The organism is Bacillus sp. JAS24-2 (genome assembly GCF_008274905.1).
In the GTDB taxonomy this organism is placed as follows: domain Bacteria; phylum Bacillota; class Bacilli; order Bacillales; family Bacillaceae_G; genus Bacillus_A; species Bacillus_A cereus.
The window spans coordinates 1,335,510-1,358,406 of sequence record NZ_CP031068.1 but is presented as its reverse complement, the minus strand read 5'-3'; the positions used below and the strand labels follow the sequence as shown (position 1 = coordinate 1,358,406).

Here is a 22,897-nt window from a genome sequence, read left to right as displayed (position 1 = left end):
AACCTAACATGAGAACGATTCCTCACTAGTGTTTTATTAGCTTTCCAAGTAATATTTCACCTCATAAAAACGATTACTTTCCTTCTTCATTTTACAGATTAATTCCAAAATATACCTTTGTTACACATATGAATAAAATGTATGTACTATGACAATTACAGTTGAAAAATGATAAATTCCGACAAAACTTAGCAATTTTATAAAATTTTCTTTACATTATGATTACAACGATAGACACCCCTCTTCTTATGATATATAACATTCATAGGGAAAGGAGTCAGACAACAATGAAAAAGAAATTTGCAGCGTTTAGTGTTTTAGCAGCAGGAACGATTTTTGCTTCCCCGTTACTTTCACCTGCATACGCTGAAACGAATCAAGATAAATTATCTAACATTCAATCTGAATTAGAAGGCAAACAAAGTGACTTACAAAATAAATCAGTCGAGAAAGAACAAATAGAAAAAGAAATTCAAGAATTACAGAAGAAAATTGATGAATTAACTACTTCTATTAATAAAAACGAGACTGAATTAAATGATACAAAAAAAGAAATTAGCAAAACACAACAAGTAATTACTGACAAAAAGAAACATATAGAACAATTACAAACAAACATAGATACACGTCAGGAAGTTATTAAACAACGGTTACAATCTATGCAAGAAAAACCGCGTACCAATATCATTACAGAAGTATTAACAAACTCTACAAACATTGCTGATCTTGTTGATAATATGTACTCCGTAAGTTTAATATTAAACAACGATACAGATATTGTAAAAAAACAAACATCTGATCAAAATGCTGTAACGTCAGAAAAAGAGGCTGTTGAGAAAAAAGAACAACAACTGAAAGAATCTGAACAAAAACTAGAACAAAAACAGCAAGAATTACAAAATAACCAACAACAGCAACAAACTCTTATTAACGATCTACATACGAAAGTAGCAAAAGTAGATTCAGAGATTGAAGGATTAGAAGAATCCAAAGGCATTTTAGAAAATCAACGTCAAGCTGTTCAAAAAGCAATTGAAGAAGAAAAACGTGCCGAAGAAGCTCGTAAAGCGGAAGAAGCTCGCCAGGCAGAAGAGGCTCGCAAACAACAAGCTACTAAATCTGCTCAAGCAACTCAAGCGGCCCCAACACCACATGATACAAATATCGGTGGCTTTATCAAACCAGCAGCTGGATCAAAAACTTCCGGATTTGGTGTACGTTCTTTAGATAATCATAAAGGAATTGACATCGCTGCTTCGGGAACGGTTCCAATTATCGCCGCTGCAGATGGCGTTGTTATTCGTTCAGAATTATCATCTAGTTACGGAAACGTAGTGTATTTATCTCACCGTATAAACGGAAAAACATATACGACAGTATATGCTCATATGAATAGCCGTTCTGTATCGAATGGACAAACTGTAAAACAAGGCGATCAGCTTGGATTTATGGGGAACACGGGCCAATCATACGGACAACATTTACACTTCGAACTTCATCTTGGAGAATGGAATGTCGGCAAGACAAACGCAGTTGACCCATCTCCTTATATCGGATTATAAAAAACCTCGGTGCCTACCGAGGTTTTTTATTTACACTTCACACAATATAGGCATTCTACATAGACTATAACTAAATGCCTATAGTTTACGAGGTGATCAATATGAATACGCAATTACAACAAAAAATAGAAGAAGCTAGAGAGACGTATATTGGCCGGATATTTACATTTGGCGGCTCAGTATTATTTTTAATCGGTTCATTCCTTGCAGTCACTACAGCCTATAAAGCATATAATCGTTTATTACACTCATCAACATCCACATAAAAAAAGACGGGAGATCCCCGCCTTTTTTTATGCAAACATTTTAAATACACCTATCGCATTTAAAAATACAATTATTACAGTTACCGGAATAACATAACGAAGTAAGAAGAACCAAATGTTAAATAACGTTTTCCCCTTCGTTTCCGTCACTTCTAATTCTTTCATCAATAACTCTTTACTCATTTTATTTGGTACAAATAATGAAATAGCTAGTACTCCTAACGGCAGCAATACGTTACTTACCGAAAAGTCAACTAAATCAAAGAATGTTTTCCCGAATATTTTCACGTCACTCATAATCCCAAATGATAAAGCTGATGGAATACCGACTGCAAAAATAAGAATACCAATTAATAATGATGCTGACGGACGCTTCTTCTCATTACCTTTCGCAACAGATGCTACTACAATTTCAAGCATTGAAATTGCTGATGTTAAAGTCGCAAAGAAGAATAAAATTAAAAACATAATAAAGAAAAATTGACCAAATGGTATTTTTGCAAATACTGCTGGAAGGACGATAAACAGTAGTCCTGGTCCTTCAGTCGGTTTAACTCCCAACGCAAAAATCGCTGGGAAAATTGCTAATCCTGCAAGTACTGTAACAAAAACCGTTAAACTTACAATAGATGTTGCTGATTTCGCTAAATGTTCTTCTTTCTTTAAATACGAACTATACGTTACCATTACCGAGGCACCTACAGTTAGCGAGAAGAAAGATTGTCCCATCGCATATAAAATCGTATCTGCTGTAAGCTTTGAAAAATCCGGCTTTAAGAAGAACTCTACTCCAGCAAAAGCACCATCGAGTGTTAGCGCACGAACAATAATCGCAATAAATAAAATAAATAATAGCGGCATCATGTACTTACTTGCCTTTTCTATACCTTTCTCTACACCTTTACTTACAACAAAAATCGTACAAAGCATAAAGATAAATTGTGCTCCAATCGCGCTTAATGGATTTGAAATCGTTTCACCGAACAATTGTCCATAATCAGCTGCTCCATTCCAGAAACTTCCTGTCACACTATAATATAAATAAAGTAAAATCCATCCACCTACAACACTATAAAAAGATAGTACACTAAAACAAGTAACAACTCCCATACGACCAATCCAAGGATATAATTTGCTATTTGGCACTAGTACTTTATAAGCTGTAACCGCCTCTTTTTGCGTGCTACGTCCAATAACAAACTCCGCTATTAGAAGAGGCATACCTATAAATAAAGTTAATAGTAAAAATACAAGGAAGAATGCGCCTCCCCCGCCATTACCTGCAACATATGGAAATTTCCATATCGCACCAAGACCTACTGCGGCTCCGGCTGCTGCGAGTACAAAGCCTATTTTCGACGTCCATTGCTGTGTTTCTTTCATCATAAATTCTCCTTTTCTGAATATTTAATTTTTTGTTAATTATACACTTTCATTTCATACTCGCACACCTCCTTTAGAAAATAAAAAAGTCCCCTACACGCAAATATGCATGTAGAGGACGATATATGTAATGTAAATACCGTGGTACCACCTCAATTGGATTGATAAATCCCACTTGTTCAAGTACAGGAATAAATCCGATACTCTATCCTTTTAACGGCGGAACCCGGGTTGCCTACTACAATGTTCAACATACCTCTCGCAAGCCCATTCTGTATATTTTATCGTACCGGGCTCCCACCTAACCCCAGCTCTCTGAACGCATCAAATATACGTACTCTTCTTGCTCATCGATTTCATCTATTGAAGTTACTTGTGATTATAAATTATATTTTTATATTTGTAAAGCGCACTTTATCTTTTATTATTTTAAAATCTTTTCCTCTAATTCTCGTAAAAAACTTTCTCTTTTCCCCTCGTTTTGCACATATACTGATTTTAACACTTCTTGGAGCAATATATTTCGTGCCCTCTTTTCTAACTGTAAATCTTTTAACTTCAACCTTACTTCATATAAAAAATCTAAATACGATTCATATGTCTCATCATATTTATTTGCAATATCATCTCGAATTTTTTTTGCGAGCTTCGGGCTCGCTCCCCCAGTAGAAACTGCTATATTAAGTAAACCACGATGAATCGCTGCCGGAAAATGAACATTACCACTTTCCGGATTTGTAATAACATTTACTAATTGATTCTCAGCGGCATCTTCAGCAACTTGTTCATTTAATATTGAATCACTACTCGCTGCAACAACTAAAAAAGCACTTTTAATATCACTTTTTTCATATTCTCTTTGATACCAACGAATTTTCTTTTCTTCCACAAGTTTTACTAAATTCGCATCTAATTCTGGACTGATCACAACTATATCCGCACCCTGTTTGAGTAAAGGAATAATTTTAAATCCTGCAACTTTTCCCCCGCCAATAACAACAACGCGTTTCTCATTAACTCGCACTGTAAGTGGATACATACTGATCTCCTTTCAATAACTCCGTCGTTTTCTGAATTAACATATCTTGAAACGCTTCATTCTTCCCTAAATATGGACTGATTTTTATCTCTCCCAATTCATATTGGCGCACTTCTTTCTCAATATGTTTCATAAGTAAACCTGTAAATAACAAGTAAGGCAGTACAACGATGTTCTTTTCTTTTCGTTCTACAACTTCCTTTAACTTCTCCTCAAATTTTGGCTCTGCAGCCGCTAAATAACAAACTTCTACTTTTTTAACCTTCTCTTTTGTTTGAAATAAAGAAGCAATCCAGTTTATATCTCTTAATACTTCAGGATCACTACTCCCTCTTGCAACAAGAAGTAACGTCACTTCATTTTTATCTTCCTGTTCGATGCCACTTCCGCTATACACCGATTTAACAAGTGTTTCTGATACACCAAACGGATTACCATAGGTCACTTTAACATCCGAAAATTGATTAGTTAACTTTTCCAATTCAAAAGGGATATCTTTTTTTACATGCCCTGCCGCTAATAAAAAAACAGGGATAGCAATAATCTCAGTGGCCCCACGCTTCACACATGTACGAAAACCATCTTCAATAGAAGGATTCGCTAACTCTAAAAAACAAACTTCTTGAATAGTCGCTTCTATACGGCTCATACACGATGTAATAAATTGAATCGCCTCTTCTTTCGCTGTCTTCAAACGACTTCCATGACATATATATAAGACGGCTTTCATTTTACAACACTCCACTTACTTGATAAGCATTTTCTGTCTGCTTCTCAAACCAATGAATTTTTTCTCTAAAACGGACAACCTCTCCAATTACAATCATACTCGGATTTTGAATTTGCTCTTTTTTCGCAACATCTACAATTGTCCCTAACGTTCCAACAACTGTGCGTTGCATAGACGTCGTCCCTTGCTCAATAATAGCGGCTGGCGTACTTTTATCTTTTCCATGCTTCATAAGTTGCTCACATATGTAGGGCAAATTACTAACCCCCATATATACCGCTAAAGTCTCTACACCTTTCGCTAAACTTTCCCATTTCACTTCTTCTTCAGCACCTTCTTTCCTATGCCCAGTCACAATAGCAAAACTTGCACTTGCATCACGGTGCGTCACTGGAATGCCCGCATAAGCAGGAGCAGCTATTCCAGCTGAAATACCAGGAATGATTTCAAACGGTACACCTTGCTTTGCTAATGCTTCAGCTTCTTCTCCCCCTCTACCAAACACAAATGGATCGCCGCCCTTAAGCCTCGTTACAACTTTTCCTTTTTTCGCATACTTAATAAGAAACGTGTTAATTGTCTCTTGCTTCATCGTGTGATAATTCGGGAGTTTTCCGCAATAAATTAAATCCGCGTCAGGCTTTGCGTGTGAAAGCAGCTCTTTATTCACAAGTCGGTCGTATAAAATAACATCTGCCTTCTCAATACATTTCAACCCTTTAACAGTAATTAAATCTGGATCGCCAGGACCCGCTCCAACAATATAAACCTTTCCCATCATCTCTCCTCATTTCTTCTATTAAAATGAAACTTCCATTCGTATATAAGAATGGAAGTTTTTATTTTTTCGTATTACTGATCTCTACTCATGGATAACAAATGCCCCACCTTTTCGAATCTTCTTTTTTTCAAACAAAGAAATCTCTTTTACCTCTGGCAACGGTAAAAAATGCTTTTCAAGCTCAATCTCCGCAAGCTTAAATGCCTGTTCTTCACTTTGAGCAACAACAACAATCGGAACAATACTATTTACTAACACAGCTTCAAATCGATATAAATCCATATCGTCCCTCCTAAGACGCTATTACTTCTTCTAGCACGTTATTTAACGCTATTTGTAATGTATCTACACCAATACGACCTACAAAATCATAAAATGTTTCGGCTGGTAATTTATTCTCTTTGAAATAACTTATAAATGATGCGAGTACATCAGGTAGATCCTCGCCATCTATTTTTCCTTTTAACTTTTGATTGTAGGCACCGCCATCTAACAATGTTCCACCTACGTATATTTCAAACGCTTCAACAATGCCTTTTTCCTTCGTCTTCATTTTCACCCCTTGTAACCCAATGTCAGCAATTTGACGTTGACCACATGAATTCGGGCAGCCTACCATATGAATTCGAACTGGAACATCGAGTGCAATTTGTGTATCTAAGTATTCTGCAATTTTTCGTAATCTTTCTTTCGTTTCTACTAGTGCAAGATTACAATATTCAATACCGGTACATGAAACCGCATGACCAATAAATGATTTCGGGCTAGCAGATATCGCTTCAAACAGCGGTTCACTAAGTAATCCTTTTACATTTTCCGGAGGAACGTTCGGAATAATGAAATTTTGCGAGTTACATGTACGAATTTGTCCATTTCCATATTGCTTTGCGATTCTGGCAATCTCAAACATTTCTTCTGCATGTAAACGACCTACCGGTACATTAAAACCTACATATTTTAATCCCTTTTGTTTTTGGTCTTGAACACCATAAAAATAGCCTGCATTCCATCCTTTGAATGCACTTTCCCCTTTACTTTGTAAAGGCCCTGTATACTCTATTAGTTTCTCTTTAAATTTCTCTGCTCCCCAGTCCGCAACAAGAAATTTCAACCGAGCTAAATGACGTTTTTCACGATATCCAAAATCACGGAATATAGTAGCAATCGCAATCGCCACCGCCTTCACTTCTTCTGGTAAAACGAATACATCTAATTCATCAGCTAAATACGGTCGAGCTGATAATCCTCCACCTACTTTTATATGAAAACCAACTTTTTTCTCACCATCTATTTCTTTCGTTGCAGGCGTAAATGCAACACAGTTAATTTCTGCGTTTGCTGAATTATAAATATTAGAACTAATAGACATTTTAAATTTACGTGGCAAGTTAGAAAACTCTTCATTATGTTGGAAGTAATCATATACTTCTTTTACAATATGCGTTGTATCAAATAGTTCATTTGCATCAATGCCAGCAAGCGGATTACCTGTAATATTCCGCGTTATATCACCACAAGCCCCCGCTGAAGATAACCCAACTCTTGCTAACCTTTTAAAAATATCTGGAATTTGCTGAATTTCTAACCAGTGAAACTGAATCGCCTGTCTCGTCGTAATATCTATTACATCACGTCCATAATCTTCAGCGATAGAAGCAAGTACTTCTGCCTGTGCATTTGTAATAATCCCTGACGGAATATTTACCCGCATCATAAAATAACCAGCTTCTTTCGGTCTTTGTAAATACAAGCCTGCCCATTTAAAGGCATCCCACTCTTCTTTCGGAATAGATTCGAAACCATTTTCCGCATAGTAAGGAATATCATTAAAAATTTCTAAGCCATCTTTTTCTAATTTATTTTTCTCGGTCTGATTTAATTTTTCATTGTTAGCCCATACTTTTTCATAACTCATTGTTTATCCCCCTATATAAAACTACGCTCTTGTAAGTACTTCACGATTTGTTCTGCACATTCTTCAATAGAATATTTGTGCGTTTCTACAATTAATTCCGCTTGCTCTGGCTCTTCATAAGGCGAATCAATACCTGTGAAATCCTTAATATCACCTTTTCTTGCCTTTTTATAAAGTCCTTTCGGATCACGTTTCTCACACTCTTCAATCGGACACTTCACAAAAATTTCAATAAATTCATCTGCCGCTAATAAATCTCTTACTTGTTTGCGGTCTACTCGAAATGGTGAAATAAATGCTGTAAGGACAACTGCTCCTTGATCTACAAATAACTTTGCCACTTCGCCAATACGTCTTATATTTTCCATGCGATCACTTTCAGAAAATCCTAAGTCTTTATTTAAACCGTGGCGAATGTTATCCCCATCCAGCACATAATTTCCAATATTCTTTTCAAACAGTTTACGAGCGACCGCATTCGCTACTGTAGATTTACCCGAAGCTGATAAACCAGTAAACCAAATTACAAAACTATGATGTCCATTCTTCACTCTTCTCTCATCTTTTGAAACCGAAGCTGTATGCCAAGTAATATTCGTATCCATCTCGTTCTCTCCCTATTCTGTTACTACTTCTTTTTTCAAGCCTTTAATTAGCACTTCCACTACTTCTTTACGACTAAATGTACTTGGCGGAATCTCACCGTTTCTTAATAATTCTCTTACTTTTGTACCCGATAAAATAACATGATCTTCTTTTCCGTGCGGACATGTTTTCGTTGAAGCCATCGCTTCACATTTCGTGCAGTAAAAACTATGTTCAAAGAATAGTGGTGTAATTCCTAACTCTTCTATCGTAAAATTCGTGAAAATTTCTTGCGCTTCGTATGTTCCGTAATAATCTCCTACTCCAGCATGATCACGCCCTACAATAAAGTGGGTACATCCAAAATTCTTTCTTACTAACGCATGAAATATCGCTTCCCTTGGTCCTGCGTAACGCATTGCAGCAGGAAATACACTTAAAAAGACACGATTTTTCGGATAATAGTTTTGAAGGAGTACTTCATAGCTTTCCATTCTTACATCAGCAGGAATATCATCCGATTTCGTTTCTCCAACGAGCGGATTTAAAAAGAGACCATCTACAATTTCAAGAGCAGACTTTTGGATATACTCATGGGCACGATGTACCGGGTTTCTCGTTTGAAATCCGACCACTGTTTTCCACCCACGTTTTTTAAATTCTTCCCTCGTTTCAATTGGGTCTAAATGATAAGAAAGAAATTGATTATTTTCAAAGCGTTTTGTTAGAATAATAGTTCCTCCAACGTAAACGTTTGATCGTTCATATAATTTTTCCACTCCTGGATGAGCCCCATCCGTTGTTTTATATACAAGTAACGCTTCTTTTTCTTTATCTGGTACAAAAATATCTTCTATTTGAATGACACCGTATATATTTCCATTGTTGACAAGCTTTACTTCCTCTCCAACTTTCAGGCTTTCTGCGACTTTTTCTGTTACAGGTAATGTAATTGGTATACTCCACACACTACCATTTGCTAAACGAAGCGTTTCTACGACTGAATCATAATCTTCCTTCCCTAAAAAACCAGTAAGGGGGCTATATCCACCTGTCGCCAATAGTTCTAAATCACTTAACGCAATATTGTCTAACTTAATTTCTTTTTCAATTTGTGATACGTCATATGCCTCATCTATACGGTTTACTAATTCGTTTACTATGCTCATTTTTCTATATCCTCTCTTAGCTTTATTTCAAGATTCATCTTATTGGTAATGAAGACCACATTCAGTTTTCACTTTTCCAGCCCATCTACCATCTCTTGAATCGCCACCATCCCCAACAGGTAACGTACATTTCTCACACCCAATACTTGGATAACCAATATCATGCAACGGGTTATACGGCAAGCTATGTTTGTATACATATCGCCAAACTTCTTTCCACGTCCAATGAATGAGTGGACAAACTTTAATAGATTGAAAACGATGATCTTGATTTATAAACTTTGTATGCTTACGTGTTTCTGATTGTTCCCTTCTTAAGCCTGATATCCATGCTTTTTCCACTACTAATGATTTTTCTAAAGGTAAAATTTTTCTAATCTTACAACAAAGATTCGGATTGCTCTCCCACAGTTTTTCACCATGCAACTTCGCCTGTTCATCAAGTGTAAGTTCTGGCTGTTTTTCTATAATATTCAATGAAGGAAATCTTTCCCGCACTTTCCGAATTAATTCATACGTTTCTTGAAAATGAACATTTGTATCCAAAAATACGACTTTAGCATATGGATTTACTTGGTTTATAAGGTGCAGCAATACCATACCTTCCACCCCAAAGCTACATGCGTAGACGATTTCATCTTTATATTCTTTATAAGCCCACTTTAATACTGATAGCGCGCCTTTTGTTTCATCTTCTTCCGAAAACGAAACAACATTTTCTTCCCACGTTTCATACGTCAACATGTTTTTTCCCCCTGTAAAAGCAAAAAGACGGTTTTAACCTAATGAAAATAGGTTAAAACCGCCTCTAGTTTTTCTAGTCAGCGCTTTTCACTTTAAACGTACTTTTTCACTTTTCTCTAACTGAATTACTTTTCCATCTTGCACAACAATTGTAATTGAACCATATTTCATATCAGCAAGCATCGCTTCAATCTTCTCGGATACTTCATCAAAATGTTCCCGTACACTCACGCGAACAGCCCCCCTTTTTATTCATAAAAAAAATCTTTCCCATTTCGAAAAGACTGTTCGGTAATATATTTTACCTTATCTTTCAAAATGGATTCCATTTTGCTGGATTTAGCACCTTGCTTTCTATAAGCAGGTTGCCGAGCTTCTTCGGGCCAGTTCCCTCCGCTTCTCTTGATAAGCTTTGTATTTGTATTTTATCATAATTCTGATTTTTTTCAATCCTAGTTTTCCGATATATTTTAATTATTTTATTTTTACAAAAAAGGAATTGCCCATCCGAACAACCCCTTTTTCTATTTAGACAAGCTCTTTAATACGTATGCGATCGTTCCCAATAATATTTTCATATGTTTCGCGTTCCACAACTACTTGCGATGTTCCGCCTTTTGCAAAGACAACGGCTGGTCTTCGAATCCGATTGTAATTATTCGCCATCGAGTACCCGTATGCTCCTGTACAGGAAACTGCTAGTAAATCAGAAGAAGCGACTTTTGGTAAATGAATATCCCAAATCAACATGTCTCCACTCTCACAGCATTTCCCGGCAATCGAAACGAGTTCCTCATTCTCATCATTCCCTCGATTCGCTAACATCGCTTCATAACGCGCGCTATATAAAGCAGGTCTTAAATTATCTGTCATTCCACCATCGACTGATACATATTTCCGAATACCAGGAATATCTTTCACAGATCCAACTGTATAAATTGTTGTCCCAGCATCACCTACAATGCTACGTCCTGGTTCAATCCATATTTCTGGCAATGGATATTCACATACAGTAAATTGTTCTCTCACTGCACTTGTTACAGCTCGCACATATGTCTCAAGAGTTAATGGTGTATCTGACTCTGTGTAGCGTATTCCAAATCCCCCGCCTACATTTAACACTTTTACTACATAGTTTGTTTGCTCTCTCACTTCTACTAAAAATTGGCGAAGAACTTCAATCGCTCGAACAAAACCAGCTGTTTCAAATATTTGCGATCCAATATGTGAATGGATCCCTAGCACATTATAATTGGATTTTTGTAAAGCAAATCTAATTGCCTGCATCGCTTGACCGTTTGAAACGCCAAATCCAAATTTCGAATCATCTTGGCCTGTCGTAATATATTCATGTGTGTGCGCCTCTACTCCAGGCGTTACACGAATTAATATGTTCACAAACTTTCCATGTTGCATCGCTAAATCGTGTAAAACTTCTAATTCAAAGAAATTATCTACGACAAAACAACCGATATTCGCCTGAAGAGCCATCACTATTTCTTCTTCTGTTTTATTATTTCCATGAAAATGAATACGTGATGCCGGAAATCCTGCTTGGAGCGCAGTATATAATTCTCCCCCAGAGACAACGTCTAATGACATATTCTCTTCACGAGCTACTCGGCACATCTCCATGCACAAGAACGCCTTGCTTGCATATGCTACTTGATAAGAGAAACCACTTTCTTTAAAAGCACGATGAAATGCTCGGCATTTTCCTCGAATAGACTCTTCATCGTATACATAAAGTGGTGTTCCGTATTGCTTTGCTAGCTGCGTCGTATCGCACCCTCCAATTTCTAAGTGTCCTTGCCCATTAATTCGGCTTGTGCCGTGTAAATACATTTAAATTCCTCCCTTATTTCCTCTAAAACTCATAACCCCAATCTTCTATTCATTGCAGCACGCTTTTAGATAGACAAAAAACGCGCGGAACAATGTTCACACGCGTTTCTTATTAGGAAAAATATATATTGAAAAAATAAACGAGTTGTTATCTCCTCAAAATAAGAAACCGCATCAACATCTCCAAATAGCTCTCCATAAAATAAATCTTATGACAGTACTACATTTATTCAATGCAGTCCCAATATATGAATAAGATGGTTATTCTTATATTTCGGCAATAGTCCCTTTCAACCTATGATCACAGATTCCATTAAATCTCCCATAGCTTACTCTTTCCTATCGCGGCCTCTACCTTTGAGAGTAGATGAGGTAAGTCTATTTAATTTTCAAACATCTAATTGTTGCTATTAACAATACCAAAGGACCATTTTATTTGTCAAACAATTTTTTATATTGTTTTTTTGCAGTTTAATTTCGTATCGTCTGGTAAGCGCTTTACTAATACCTTTGTTACTTCCCATTCGCCTTCTTCGTTATTAAATGTAATCGTTACCTTCTCAAATGGTGGAGCAATTTTCCCAGCAACACGTTCATACTTTGTCACTTCAATACTTGCTTGAAATAAATATGTACCGCTATACACTTTTTTTAAACTAATAATTTTAGGACATTGATAAGGTTTCAAACTTCCATATTGTTTTTCAATTGCTTTATTTATTTTTGGAAATAAAACAGAATAAAGTGCATCTTCCATAAGAGGTGCATCATATTGGGCTACCGACACACTCGGTGAAGTAAAAAGTATAACACTACTGCATGCTATAAAATATAATAATTTTCGCATTATAACCTCCGTATTATCACGCGATTCTTTCTGCGTACAATAATTATCATACATAGAAATTCTGTTTTATTGTCTCCCACCACTCTTTTTCTACTCGATTATTATAAAAAAGCCCACAACCTTCTTTTATTTTCGTATAATGATACTCATAGTATAATAATCATAATAACAAAGGACTGTTCGTATATATAAAATGAGTCGTTAAGCAAACTGACTCTCAAGAACTGTCATGCTTTTTAGGAGAGGAGTATATTATGCTACAACATCTGTTTCCAAAACTGCGATTTGCACTCGTTGCAGTCGTTTTACTATGGATTAAAACATATATTGTGTACAAGCTAGCATTTGATATTAAAATTGATAATTTCTTTGAAGAATTCATGCTTTTTATCAATCCACTAGCTGCGTTACTTTTATTTTTCGGCTTAGCTTTACTTGCATCTAAGCACCGAAACCGAATTATAATTGGAATCAGTTTTATACTGTCATTTATTTTATTTGGAAACGCAATGTTTTATGGGTTCTATAACGATTTCGTTACTTTCCCAGTTTTATTCCAAACAAACAATATGGCTGATTTAGGGACAAGTATAAAAGAACTCTTTACGTACAAAACATTACTTTTATTTGCAGATGCAATTATTTTAATGTTTATTTCGCGTAAATTCCCATCATTTGGCGACAAAACACCACTTTCCCGCTCAGAGAAGCGAACTTTCTTTAGCGGTGTAACAGCTTTATTAGCACTACAAATTGTTGTATCAGTTATTTATAAACCACAAATGTTCTCACGCTCATTTGACCGTCAAACTGTCGTGAAGAATTTAGGTTTATACACATATCATCTATTTGATATTACGCTTCAATCCAAGTCCTCAGCTGAGCGTGTATTTGCAAGTGGGGATGGGTTTTCTGAAATTAAAAACTATACAGACTCAAAAGACAAACAAGTTGATAAAAACTTATTTGGAGCTGCAAAAGGTAAAAATGTAATTTTAATTTCAATGGAATCTACACAAAGCTTTGTTATTAATAAAAAAATAAATGGAAAAGAAATTACACCATTTTTAAATGAATTTATTAAGGATAGTTTCTATTTCGATAACTTCTATCATCAAACTGGACAAGGTAAAACTTCTGATGCTGAATTTATCGTTGAAAACTCACTTTATCCGCTAGATCGTGGTTCTGTATTCTTTACTCATGCAACAAATGAATACACAGCGACACCAGAACAATTAAAGAAATACGGATATTCTTCTGCCGTCTTCCATTCAAATGATAAAACGTTTTGGAATCGGGATGTAATGTATCCTGCGCTTGGATATGATCGTTACTTTAATTTAAATGATTACGCAGGAACGGAGCAAATGTCTGTCGGTTGGGGATTAAAAGATAAAGAGTTCTTTGAACAATCTATTCCAAAGTTAAAATCTTTACCGCAACCGTTCTATACAAAATTTATTACATTAACAAATCATTTTCCATTTCTTCTAAATCCGGAAGATCAATATGTTGATGAATTCAACTCGGAAAGTGGTGTTGTAAACCGCTACTTCCCAACTGTTCGTTACACAGATGAAGCTCTTAAATTATTTATTAAACAATTAAAAGAAGAAGGATTGTATGATAATTCCGTTATTGTCATCTATGGTGATCATTACGGTATTTCCGAAAACCATAACGCAGCTATGGCACAGTTCCTAGGAAAAGATACTATTACACCATTCGATTCTATGCAATTACAACGAGTCCCTCTTATTATTCATGTGCCTGGCCAAGAAGGAAAAGTTGTTTCTAAAGTATCCGGTCAAATTGATATTAAGCCAACGCTCCTTCATTTACTTGGTATTAAAACAAATAAATCCGTTGAATTTGGAACTGACTTATTTATTAAAGAGAAAGACCCGCTTATGGTAATGCGTGATGGTAGCTTTGTTTCTGAAGAGTATGTTTATACAAAAAATATGTGCTACAAAAGAAGTACGGGTGAAGAAGCTGACATGACGCTATGTCAGCCGTATATTGAAAAAGCAAAAACAGAATTAAAACTCTCCGATAAATTAATTTATGGAGATTTATTACGCTTCGATCCTAATAATCGATATAAAACTGGAACGATGACAACGAAATTTGAATAGTAAAGGAAGCAACTTTATACAAGTTGCTTCCTCTTTTTATTTTCACTTAATTTTCAAACCATCCTTCTATGAAACCTTTCACAAATTGGTAATTTCTTTCGTATGAGGAATAAATTTATGGTATGATAAAATAAGTAAACTTTCATACACTAATTAAGAATTTATTACAGAAAGCAAGGGATCAGATTTTGTATAGAGCAGCTATTCCAAACTTATTTACGCTCGGAAATTTATATAGCGGATTTTTATCAATCGGCTATGCATCTTTAGGATATTATAAATCAGCTGCTATTTTAGTACTTATCGGGATGATGTTAGATAGTCTTGATGGTCGTGTTGCTCGTTTATTACGTGTTGATTCACAAATGGGAAAAGAGCTCGACTCGCTTGCAGATGTCGTAACATTTGGTGCAGCACCAGCTGTTTTAATGTATTACACATCTTTCTCAAACTACGGAATCATCGGATTATACATAGCGGGATTATTCCCTCTTTTCGGAGCATATCGTTTAGCACGATTTAATGTAACACCATCTTCTACTTCAATGAAATATTTCACTGGAGTACCGATTACAGCAGCGGGAGGGCTTGTTGCTTTCTTAACATTATTTTCACATACCATTCCAAAAATCGTTCTTATTACCGTATTTGTAACGTTCGCATTTTTAATGGTGAGCCGCATTCGTATCCCAAGTTTAAAAGATGTACCAATTCCACGATATAGCATCATTATTACACTATTTTTAGTTGGAATCATTATTACAATGTATCAAACAGGATTTGGAAATTTTTCTGTTTTCTTATTCATTGCCATTCCACTATATATTTTGTACATGTTATCTCAATTCATTAGACAAAGACCGTCTAAAAAAGCGAATAAAGAAAAATAAGAAAACCTTCCGAGTCCGGAAGGTTTCTTTTTATTTTGTAACTAATACCTTTTGATTTACAGGTGTTACTGGCTCTTCGCCGTTTAATACAGCTAAAATATTTCTGACAGCCATTTCAGCCATCGCATCACGAGTTTCAAATGTTGCATTCCCTACGTGTGGAGCAAGTACTACATTCTTTAATTCTTTTAGCTCTTCTGTAATTTTCGGTTCAAATTCAAACACGTCAAGAGCTGCTCCTTCAATTTCATTCGTTTTTAATGCATGAGCAAGTGCTGCTTCATTCATAATTGGTCCACGTGAAGCATTTACAATATACGCTGTTTTCTTCATCATTTTAAACTGCTCTTCATCAATCATATGATGTAATTTTGGATTATAAGCACAGTTAATTGTAATAAAGTCTGCTGTTTGTAATAATTCTTCCAACATCACATACGTTGCCCCCAGCTCACTTTCAGCTTCAAGCTTACGATTTGGCCCTGTATATAAAACATCCATTCCAAATGCTTTCGCACGTTTTGCAACAGCCTTCCCGATTTCTCCAAGACCTATAATTCCGATTGTCTTACCATGAACTTCTCGTCCTAAGAAAAATAACGGTGCCCATCCGTTAAATCCAGTCGTACGACATAACGTATCCCCTTCAGGAATTCTACGCGCCGCTGCTAAAAGAAGTGCAAATGTTAATTCTGCAGTCGCTTCCGTTGATACTTTCGGTGTATTCGTAACTGCAATTCCTTTTTCGCCCGCATACGTGTAATCAATATTGTCATAACCAGCACCATAGTTTGCAACAATCTTTAAATGAGGCGCTGCATCAATAACTTCTTTTGGCACCTTTGTCGAAAGTAAACTTAACAATGCATCTTTATCTTTTACACGCTCTGTTAATTCATCTATAGAAATTAACTCCTCTTTATCGTACATTTCTACATCATGATCTTTTAATAGTTCTAATCCAATTTCCGGAATTTTTCCCGCTACTAATATTTTTGCCACTACTAACACCTCTTCTATAGAAAATAAGATATCTCTTATATTTCATTGTAAGAAATCCACATATAAAAACCAAGGAATTTGATTATAGTTTTAAAAATCGACACTTTTCCATGAAAAAAGAGGAGATGCAACTCTCCCCTTTTCTTACGCTTTTTCCTGCGATTCTTTTCCAAGCTTCACATCAATCGTTCCTTCTGCAACCGTATCGCTAATTTGCTCCTCAATAACCGATTGAGATGCAGCATTCGTTTCAGAAGTATAAGCTTGTTGCTGTGCACCTTGTACATTTTGTTTATTTTGTTGTTTCGCCATTTCTTACCCTCCTTTTCATTCTTTCTTATTTTGAACAAAAAGGACGGTTTTCATCAAAAAATTGCGTTTCATTTTGAATTTGTTACTTCTTCTTCAAGCGACCTCATTACTCTTGCTCGCTTCGTAAATGTTGCAACCTGAGTAACACCGTGAGCTAGTAATGTTTGTACATTTTCTTGTACATAATTCCCTAAATCATTTGGATAATGGGCATCCGAAGAAATCGTAATTGGAACACCATACTTAGCTAATACTTGTAAATATAGTGGACTTGGGCACATTTCACGAACAGGATAACGATAGTATAATCCTGCATTTATTTCTGTTGCCGTATTCGTTTCTACTAACGCACAGGCAATTTCCTCATAATAAGAAAGCTGTTCATTCTCATCCAATCGATAATTAAATACCTTTATATTATCAAGATGAGCGATAATATCAAATAACTCGGTACGAATCGCACTCTCAACTGTTTTAAAAAACATATCATATAATGCGCGTAGGTCATGCTTCTCAAAATATTCTTTCGTATCTGGATTATCAAATCCCCAGCCATTTAGAAAATGAACGGAACCAATTATATAATCAAAGTCTCCTAGCGCTAATAATTCTTTTAACTCTCCTTCACAACCAATAAAATAATCCGCTTCAATTCCAAGTTTAAGTGTGACACCTCTTTTACTCCATCGTTCTTTCGCCTCTTCAATGACCTTTGTAAAATCATACAGTGAAACTACCCTTACTTGATCTAACCATTCCTTCTGTATACGACCGAGCTTAGAATCACTAATATCTACATATTTTTCATAATATCCTTTCGCTTCATGAAAACGATATAAATGATCAACAATCCCAACTTCTGTTATACCTTTTCGCACAGCTTCTTCTAAATAGAGGTCCATCCATTCTGTTGTAAATGGCCCTTCCTTCACACGCTTTTGCAAACGCTCTTGTATTTTCATAAGCCAATCAATAGAATGCCTTTCTTGAAGCGGTTCATAACGTTCCAGCGCTTCATTTATTTTAGCAAGCCATCCTATTGAATACGGTCCTTCTTCTAAGTGAAGATGATAATCTACTTTCATATACATTCCCCCTTATAATGTATCTATTTCCCTTCTATCCCCAACTCTCGAAAGCTTTCCATTTCGTTCTTTCACCTCTCGCATGACATCTTCCAATGTAATATTTTTTTCAGCTAATAAAACGAAACAGTGATAAAATACATCAACCATTTCTTTCACTACTTCTTCTTTATCATTATTTTTACATGCGATAATTACTTCAGCACACTCTTCACCAATTTTCTTTAAAATTTTATCTTCTCCTTTTGAAAATAAATAATTTGTATACGATTCAGGAAGTGGGCTTTCCTTTCGTTCTTCAATTGTTTTATACAGCAACTTAAAGGCATTTTCCATATGTATCCCCCTATATAATTTGATAGTGAAAACATGTCTTCTCTCCCGTATGACAAGCAGGTCCTACTTGTTTCACATTCACAACAATTGAATCTTGATCACAATCTAAATATAAAGATTGCACATATTGAACATTCCCTGATGTTTCCCCCTTATTCCATAACGACTGCCTCGAACGAGAATAAAACCATGTTCTTTTCGTCTCTAACGTTTTTTCATATGCTTCTTCATTCATATAAGCTAGCATTAAAACTTCTTTTGTACCTTCTTCGATGACAATTGCTGGTATTAATCCTTTTGAAAAATTAGGTTTCATAACCGCACCTCAACATTTGCATCTCTTAATTTTCGCTTTACACTCTGCACTGTCGCCTCACCATAATGAAAGATGGATGCCGCTAACGCTGCATCAACTGTTGTCTTTTGAAAAACTTCTATAATATGATCCGTATGACCACAGCCCCCTGATGCGATGACTGGAATGGAAACACTTTTTGAAATTTCTTCTGTTAAACGAAGGTCATATCCGCTTTTCGTTCCATCTGCATCCATACTCGTTATCAAAATTTCACCTGCCCCAAGTTTAACAACACGCTTCGCCCATTCTATGGCATCCATTCCTGTGTCAACTCTTCCGCCGTTGACGTATACGTTCCATTTACCTTCTGCTACTTTTCTAGCATCAATTGCCACGACAATACATTGTGATCCAAAGTGTTCTGCCCCTTCTTCTATAAGCTTCGGGTTTCGCACTGCCGCTGAGTTTATTGAAACTTTGTCTGCTCCAGCTCTTAGTAAATTGTACATATCTTTCACACTTGAAATCCCCCCGCCAACCGTAAGAGGAATAAATACTTTAGCTGCTGTTTTTTCTACAACATCTATAATCGTTTTTCTTCCTTCATGAGTCGCTGTAATATCTAAAAATACGATTTCATCTGCCCCTGCCTCGTTATATGCTTCAGCTATTTCAACCGGATTACCGACATCTTGTAATCCTATAAAATTTACACCCTTTACGACTCGCCCTTCTTTCACATCTAGACATGGAATGATTCGTTTCGCTAACATAACTTCGTTACCTGTAACACTTCTTCTAAATCAATCGTTTTCTCGTAAAGCGCCTTTCCAATTATGACACCATATATATTCATATCATTTAACTTTTTCACATCTTGAATAGATGCCACTCCTCCAGAGGCGATGAGACGAATGCCCACACTTTTTTGAAGTATCGCTAATTGTTCAAAATTTGGACCTGCAAGCGTCCCGTCTTTCGAAATGTCTGTAAACACAATCGTTTGAACACCTAAACTTTCCATTTGTTTCGCTAAACTAACGTAAGAAATTTCAGACAGATCAAGCCAACCTCTCGTTGCTACGAAACCATTTTTCGCATCAATTCCAACAATGATTTTCTCTTTATATAGACGAACTGCTTCCTCTAAAAATGACTTATCATAAAGAGCTGCTGTTCCTAAAATCACTTTTTCTACACCTGCTGATAATAACTTCTCCACCGTTACAAGTGAACGAATTCCTCCTCCCACTTGCACAGGAATACGTACCGCCTTGCAAATTTTTTCAATGACGGGCAAATTTAACGACTCGCCAGCAATTGCACCGTCTAAATCAACAATGTGTAGTATTTCCGCTCCAAGCTTTTCAAATATGATTGCCTGCGCTACCGGATCTTCATTCATCACCGTTTCTTTACTAAACTCTCCTTGATAAAGTCTAACGCATCGCCCTTCTTTTAAATCGATAGCTGGGAAGATTTCCATGCTTCTACCACTCCTTGAAAATTTTTTAATATTTGCATGCCAATTTCGCCACTTTTTTCTGGATGAAACTGTGCACCAAATACATTTCCTTTCGCGACAAACCCTGGTATTTGCATTCCATAATCACTTACTCCGCATACAATTTCATCTGGACAATCCGCGTAATATGAGTGAACATAATACACGAAAGAACCATCCACTAATCCATTCCAAAGCGGAAATTCTCTTTCCTTCCTTAATTCATTCCATCCCATATGAGGAATTTTATACGAAACTTTTAACTTACGAATTTCCCCTGGTAGTAAACCTAACCCGCTACAATCTTTTAGTTCCTCACTTCGTTCAAATAAAAGTTGCATGCCCAAACATATACCAAGGAGTGGTTTTCCTATGTCACAAACTTCTTTTAGTACACACACTAAATCTCTTTCTTCTAATACGTCCATCGCTTTCGGAAATGCACCTACTCCCGGTAAAATCACACCATCGCTTCTCAATATCTCTTCTTTATCACTCGTTACAATGTACTCTGCGCCAATATATTTTAATGCTTGCTCTACACTGCGAATATTCCCCATTCCATAATCTATAATGGCAATCAATTACAACATCCCTTTCGTTGAATTTACACCAGTAATGTTGGCATTTTTTTCGACCGCTTCTCTAAGCGCTCTACCAAAAGCTTTAAATAATGCTTCAATTTTGTGATGTGTATTACTTCCGTATAGAACGCGCGCATGTAATGTAATATTGGCAGCATGTGCAACTGCTCTAAAAAATTCTTCCGTCAATTCTGTATCAAAATCCCCAAGCTTCGGATTTGTTAATTCCCCTTGAAATACACAATATGAGCGTCCACTTATATCAATTGCGACAAATCCTAAAGATTCATCCATCGGTACATACGCAGAACCGTAACGATTAATTCCTTCTTTATTTTGCAAAGCTTCTTTCAAGCAATTTCCGAGTACAATTCCAACATCTTCAACGGTGTGATGTGCATCGACAAATACATCACCTTCTGCTTCAACTTGCAATCCAAATCTTCCATGTCTAGCAAATAAAGTAAGCATATGATCGAAAAAACCAACCCCCGTTTGAATAGATACATTTGTACTTTCATCAAGCTGCAAACTTAATTTAATTTTCGTTTCTGCCGTCTCACGTACTTGACTGGACTGACGCATTATTTTTCCTCCTCAAACCTTATTTGGATTGCTCTCGCATGTGCATGTAACCCTTCTTTATTTGCAAGCTCTACAATATGATGCTGTACATTTTTTAACGCTTCCTCTGTATAAGAAATAAAACTTGATTTTTTCACGAAATCATCGACTGATAACGGAGAAAAAAATCTTGCCGTTCCGCTCGTTGGTAATACATGATTCGGTCCCGCCAAATAATCCCCGAGCGGTTCAGGTGCATATGGCCCAAGGAAAATAGAGCCTGCATGTTTCACATAATCTAGAGCATTCATCGGTTCTTTTATATGTAACTCTAAATGTTCTGGAGCAATTTCATTTGATAACTTTAGTGCCTCCTCTAAAGAAGCAACGATAAAGATGGCTCCATTTCTATTTATTGATTCACGTGCAATTTCACTTCTTGGTAACGTTTCTAACTGTCTTTCTACCTCTTTTTCTACTTCTTTAGCTAGTTTCATATTCGTTGTAATACAAATCGCCGTTGCTCTCTCATCATGCTCTGCTTGCGATAATAAATCCGCTGCGATATATTTTGCATTACCTGTTTCATCCGCGACAACTACAATTTCTGATGGACCAGCAATCATATCAATATTTACTATTCCGTATACTTCTCGTTTCGCTAGAGCGACGTACAAATTTCCCGGTCCAACTATTTTATCCACTTTCGGAATCGATTCCGTCCCGTATGCTAACGCAGCAATTGCTTGCGCTCCACCTATCGTATAAATTTCATCTACTCCCGCAAGATCTGCAGCAACTAATATATGCGGATCAATTCCTCCTTTCCTCGGCGGTGTTACCATTACAATCTTTTTCACACCTGCGAGTTTCGCCGGTAATACATTCATTAATACTGAAGAAGGATATGAGGCTGTCCCACCCGGTACATATACACCTACATTTTCTAACGGCCGAATGAGTTGCCCTCTAATTATCCCTTTACTTTCACAATCGAATATTGAGTGCTTCTTTTGCTTTTCGTGATACAAAACAATGTTTTTCTTCGCCTCTTTTAAAGCTTCTAAAAATGAATTCTCTACAAACATACTCGCTTGCTGTATTTCTTCTTCACTTACACGAAAATCTTTCATCTCTACACCATCAAACTTTTTTGTATAGAAAGATAAAGCCTCATCATTCCCTTCCCTTACATTTCTAATGATTTCTCTTACACTTCTTTGAACAGTTTCTTCTATTATATTAGCGTTTTCTCTTAGCACTTTTATTTTAGATAATGCCTCCTTAAAATCTTCATAAATGATTTCCACTTTAA

26 protein-coding genes, 2 riboswitches and 1 other annotated feature are annotated in these 22,897 nt (G+C 36.2%); of the genes, 4 read left to right on the top strand and 22 right to left on the bottom strand.

Translation table 11 applies throughout. The features are described 5' to 3' along the window. The first annotated feature begins 287 nt into the window (after positions 1 to 287). Together DN407_RS07060 and DN407_RS31555 are read left to right on the top strand one after the other, a co-directional pair. Positions 288 to 1,562 (top strand): murein hydrolase activator EnvC family protein, encoded by a 1,275-nt coding sequence (locus DN407_RS07060; protein ID WP_000726071.1) that lies wholly within the window; start codon positions 288 to 290, stop codon positions 1,560 to 1,562. Positions 1,563 to 1,663: 101 nt separating this feature from the next. Beyond that, positions 1,664 to 1,828 (top strand): hypothetical protein, encoded by a 165-nt coding sequence (locus DN407_RS31555; RefSeq protein ID WP_001096002.1) that lies wholly within the window; start codon positions 1,664 to 1,666, stop codon positions 1,826 to 1,828. Between the two features lie 27 nt (positions 1,829 to 1,855). Here the strand turns inward: DN407_RS31555 and DN407_RS07055 are convergent, their stop codons facing one another. The 12 genes from DN407_RS07055 to DN407_RS07000 all read right to left on the bottom strand — a co-directional run bounded on the left by DN407_RS07055 (position 1,856) and on the right by DN407_RS07000 (position 12,866). After that, positions 1,856 to 3,211: a sodium-dependent transporter gene (locus DN407_RS07055; protein WP_000665430.1), complete on the bottom strand. Its 1,356-nt coding sequence runs from the start codon at positions 3,209 to 3,211 to the stop codon at positions 1,856 to 1,858. A gap of 111 nt (positions 3,212 to 3,322) precedes the next feature. Further along, positions 3,323 to 3,571 (bottom strand) — a binding site (T-box leader). 64 nt (positions 3,572 to 3,635) lie between these two features. Further along, positions 3,636 to 4,250: an NAD(P)-binding protein gene (locus tag DN407_RS07050; RefSeq protein WP_000283354.1), complete on the bottom strand. Its 615-nt coding sequence runs from the start codon at positions 4,248 to 4,250 to the stop codon at positions 3,636 to 3,638. After that, on the bottom strand, positions 4,225 to 4,980 hold the full coding sequence (locus DN407_RS07045; RefSeq protein ID WP_000648886.1) for a sirohydrochlorin chelatase: 756 nt from the start codon (positions 4,978 to 4,980) through the stop codon (positions 4,225 to 4,227). The genes DN407_RS07050 and DN407_RS07045 overlap by 26 nt, the downstream gene beginning before the upstream one ends. 1 nt (position 4,981) lies before the next feature. Beyond that, entirely contained in the window at positions 4,982 to 5,758 is a 777-nt protein-coding gene (gene cobA / locus DN407_RS07040) for a uroporphyrinogen-III C-methyltransferase (protein ID WP_000521255.1), read from the bottom strand. Positions 5,759 to 5,842: 84 nt separating this feature from the next. Beyond that, positions 5,843 to 6,043: a DUF3906 family protein gene (locus DN407_RS07035; RefSeq protein WP_000366914.1), complete on the bottom strand. Its 201-nt coding sequence runs from the start codon at positions 6,041 to 6,043 to the stop codon at positions 5,843 to 5,845. Positions 6,044 to 6,053: 10 nt separating this feature from the next. Beyond that, positions 6,054 to 7,676: a nitrite/sulfite reductase gene (locus DN407_RS07030; protein WP_000119610.1), complete on the bottom strand. Its 1,623-nt coding sequence runs from the start codon at positions 7,674 to 7,676 to the stop codon at positions 6,054 to 6,056. 11 nt (positions 7,677 to 7,687) lie between these two features. Then, positions 7,688 to 8,281 carry an adenylyl-sulfate kinase gene (gene cysC / locus DN407_RS07025; RefSeq protein WP_000380499.1) on the bottom strand — a complete coding sequence of 198 codons (594 nt, stop codon included), beginning with the start codon at positions 8,279 to 8,281 and terminating at the stop codon, positions 7,688 to 7,690. 12 nt (positions 8,282 to 8,293) lie between these two features. Next, entirely contained in the window at positions 8,294 to 9,430 is a 1,137-nt protein-coding gene (gene sat, locus DN407_RS07020; protein ID WP_149216139.1) for a sulfate adenylyltransferase, read from the bottom strand. 39 nt (positions 9,431 to 9,469) lie between these two features. Continuing rightward, a complete protein-coding gene (locus tag DN407_RS07015) occupies positions 9,470 to 10,174 on the bottom strand; it encodes a phosphoadenylyl-sulfate reductase (protein ID WP_097862902.1) in 705 nt (234 codons plus the stop codon). 87 nt (positions 10,175 to 10,261) lie between these two features. Next, a complete protein-coding gene (locus DN407_RS07010; protein ID WP_000116158.1) occupies positions 10,262 to 10,405 on the bottom strand; it encodes a YezD family protein in 144 nt (47 codons plus the stop codon). A 72-nt stretch (positions 10,406 to 10,477) separates the two neighbouring features. Beyond that, positions 10,478 to 10,586: riboswitch (SAM riboswitch) on the bottom strand. Positions 10,587 to 10,702: 116 nt separating this feature from the next. Further along, positions 10,703 to 12,019, bottom strand: coding sequence for a diaminopimelate decarboxylase (lysA, locus tag DN407_RS07005; protein WP_000280649.1), 1,317 nt, complete (start codon positions 12,017 to 12,019; stop codon positions 10,703 to 10,705). Between the two features lie 180 nt (positions 12,020 to 12,199). Next, positions 12,200 to 12,381: riboswitch (Lysine riboswitch) on the bottom strand. Between the two features lie 89 nt (positions 12,382 to 12,470). Next, positions 12,471 to 12,866 carry a DUF3888 domain-containing protein gene (locus tag DN407_RS07000; protein ID WP_001228824.1) on the bottom strand — a complete coding sequence of 132 codons (396 nt, stop codon included), beginning with the start codon at positions 12,864 to 12,866 and terminating at the stop codon, positions 12,471 to 12,473. A gap of 254 nt (positions 12,867 to 13,120) precedes the next feature. On the opposite strand from DN407_RS07000, the gene DN407_RS06995 reads away from it, so the two are divergent. Beyond that, a complete protein-coding gene (locus DN407_RS06995) occupies positions 13,121 to 15,007 on the top strand; it encodes an LTA synthase family protein (RefSeq protein ID WP_000939082.1) in 1,887 nt (628 codons plus the stop codon). Positions 15,008 to 15,195: 188 nt separating this feature from the next. Next, the gene (gene pssA / locus DN407_RS06990) at positions 15,196 to 15,897 is read left to right on the top strand and encodes a CDP-diacylglycerol--serine O-phosphatidyltransferase (protein WP_000285417.1); all 702 of its coding nucleotides are present in this window, start codon (positions 15,196 to 15,198) and stop codon (positions 15,895 to 15,897) included. Between the two features lie 30 nt (positions 15,898 to 15,927). On the opposite strand, the gene DN407_RS06985 is transcribed toward pssA, so the two are convergent. From DN407_RS06985 to hisD, 10 genes are all read right to left on the bottom strand, one after another. Next, entirely contained in the window at positions 15,928 to 16,899 is a 972-nt protein-coding gene (locus DN407_RS06985; protein ID WP_001062835.1) for an NAD(P)-dependent oxidoreductase, read from the bottom strand. 144 nt (positions 16,900 to 17,043) lie between these two features. Beyond that, complete coding sequence (locus DN407_RS06980; RefSeq protein WP_001118878.1) at positions 17,044 to 17,211, bottom strand: YozQ family protein; 168 nt, start codon at positions 17,209 to 17,211, stop codon at positions 17,044 to 17,046. A gap of 68 nt (positions 17,212 to 17,279) precedes the next feature. Further along, positions 17,280 to 18,296 (bottom strand): histidinol phosphate phosphatase domain-containing protein, encoded by a 1,017-nt coding sequence (locus DN407_RS06975; RefSeq protein WP_149216138.1) that lies wholly within the window; start codon positions 18,294 to 18,296, stop codon positions 17,280 to 17,282. 12 nt (positions 18,297 to 18,308) lie between these two features. Further along, positions 18,309 to 18,632, bottom strand: a complete 324-nt coding sequence (gene hisE, locus DN407_RS06970) for a phosphoribosyl-ATP diphosphatase (RefSeq protein WP_000426357.1) — start codon at positions 18,630 to 18,632, stop codon at positions 18,309 to 18,311. 10 nt (positions 18,633 to 18,642) lie between these two features. Next, entirely contained in the window at positions 18,643 to 18,948 is a 306-nt protein-coding gene (gene hisI / locus DN407_RS06965; protein WP_000803964.1) for a phosphoribosyl-AMP cyclohydrolase, read from the bottom strand. After that, entirely contained in the window at positions 18,945 to 19,703 is a 759-nt protein-coding gene (gene hisF / locus DN407_RS06960; RefSeq protein ID WP_088068246.1) for an imidazoleglycerol phosphate synthase cyclase subunit, read from the bottom strand. The genes hisI and hisF overlap by 4 nt, the downstream gene beginning before the upstream one ends. Then, positions 19,697 to 20,416, bottom strand: coding sequence for a 1-(5-phosphoribosyl)-5-[(5-phosphoribosylamino)methylideneamino]imidazole-4-carboxamide isomerase (gene hisA, locus DN407_RS06955; RefSeq protein WP_000402298.1), 720 nt, complete (start codon positions 20,414 to 20,416; stop codon positions 19,697 to 19,699). The genes hisF and hisA overlap by 7 nt, the downstream gene beginning before the upstream one ends. Then, on the bottom strand, positions 20,389 to 21,018 hold the full coding sequence (hisH, locus tag DN407_RS06950) for an imidazole glycerol phosphate synthase subunit HisH (RefSeq protein ID WP_000560353.1): 630 nt from the start codon (positions 21,016 to 21,018) through the stop codon (positions 20,389 to 20,391). The genes hisA and hisH overlap by 28 nt, the downstream gene beginning before the upstream one ends. After that, positions 21,019 to 21,603 (bottom strand): imidazoleglycerol-phosphate dehydratase HisB, encoded by a 585-nt coding sequence (gene hisB / locus DN407_RS06945; RefSeq protein ID WP_088068244.1) that lies wholly within the window; start codon positions 21,601 to 21,603, stop codon positions 21,019 to 21,021. It lies immediately after the preceding gene. Beyond that, entirely contained in the window at positions 21,603 to 22,892 is a 1,290-nt protein-coding gene (gene hisD, locus DN407_RS06940) for a histidinol dehydrogenase (protein WP_149216137.1), read from the bottom strand. Before hisD ends, hisB begins: the two co-directional genes overlap by 1 nt. Positions 22,893 to 22,897: the final 5 nt, after the last annotated feature.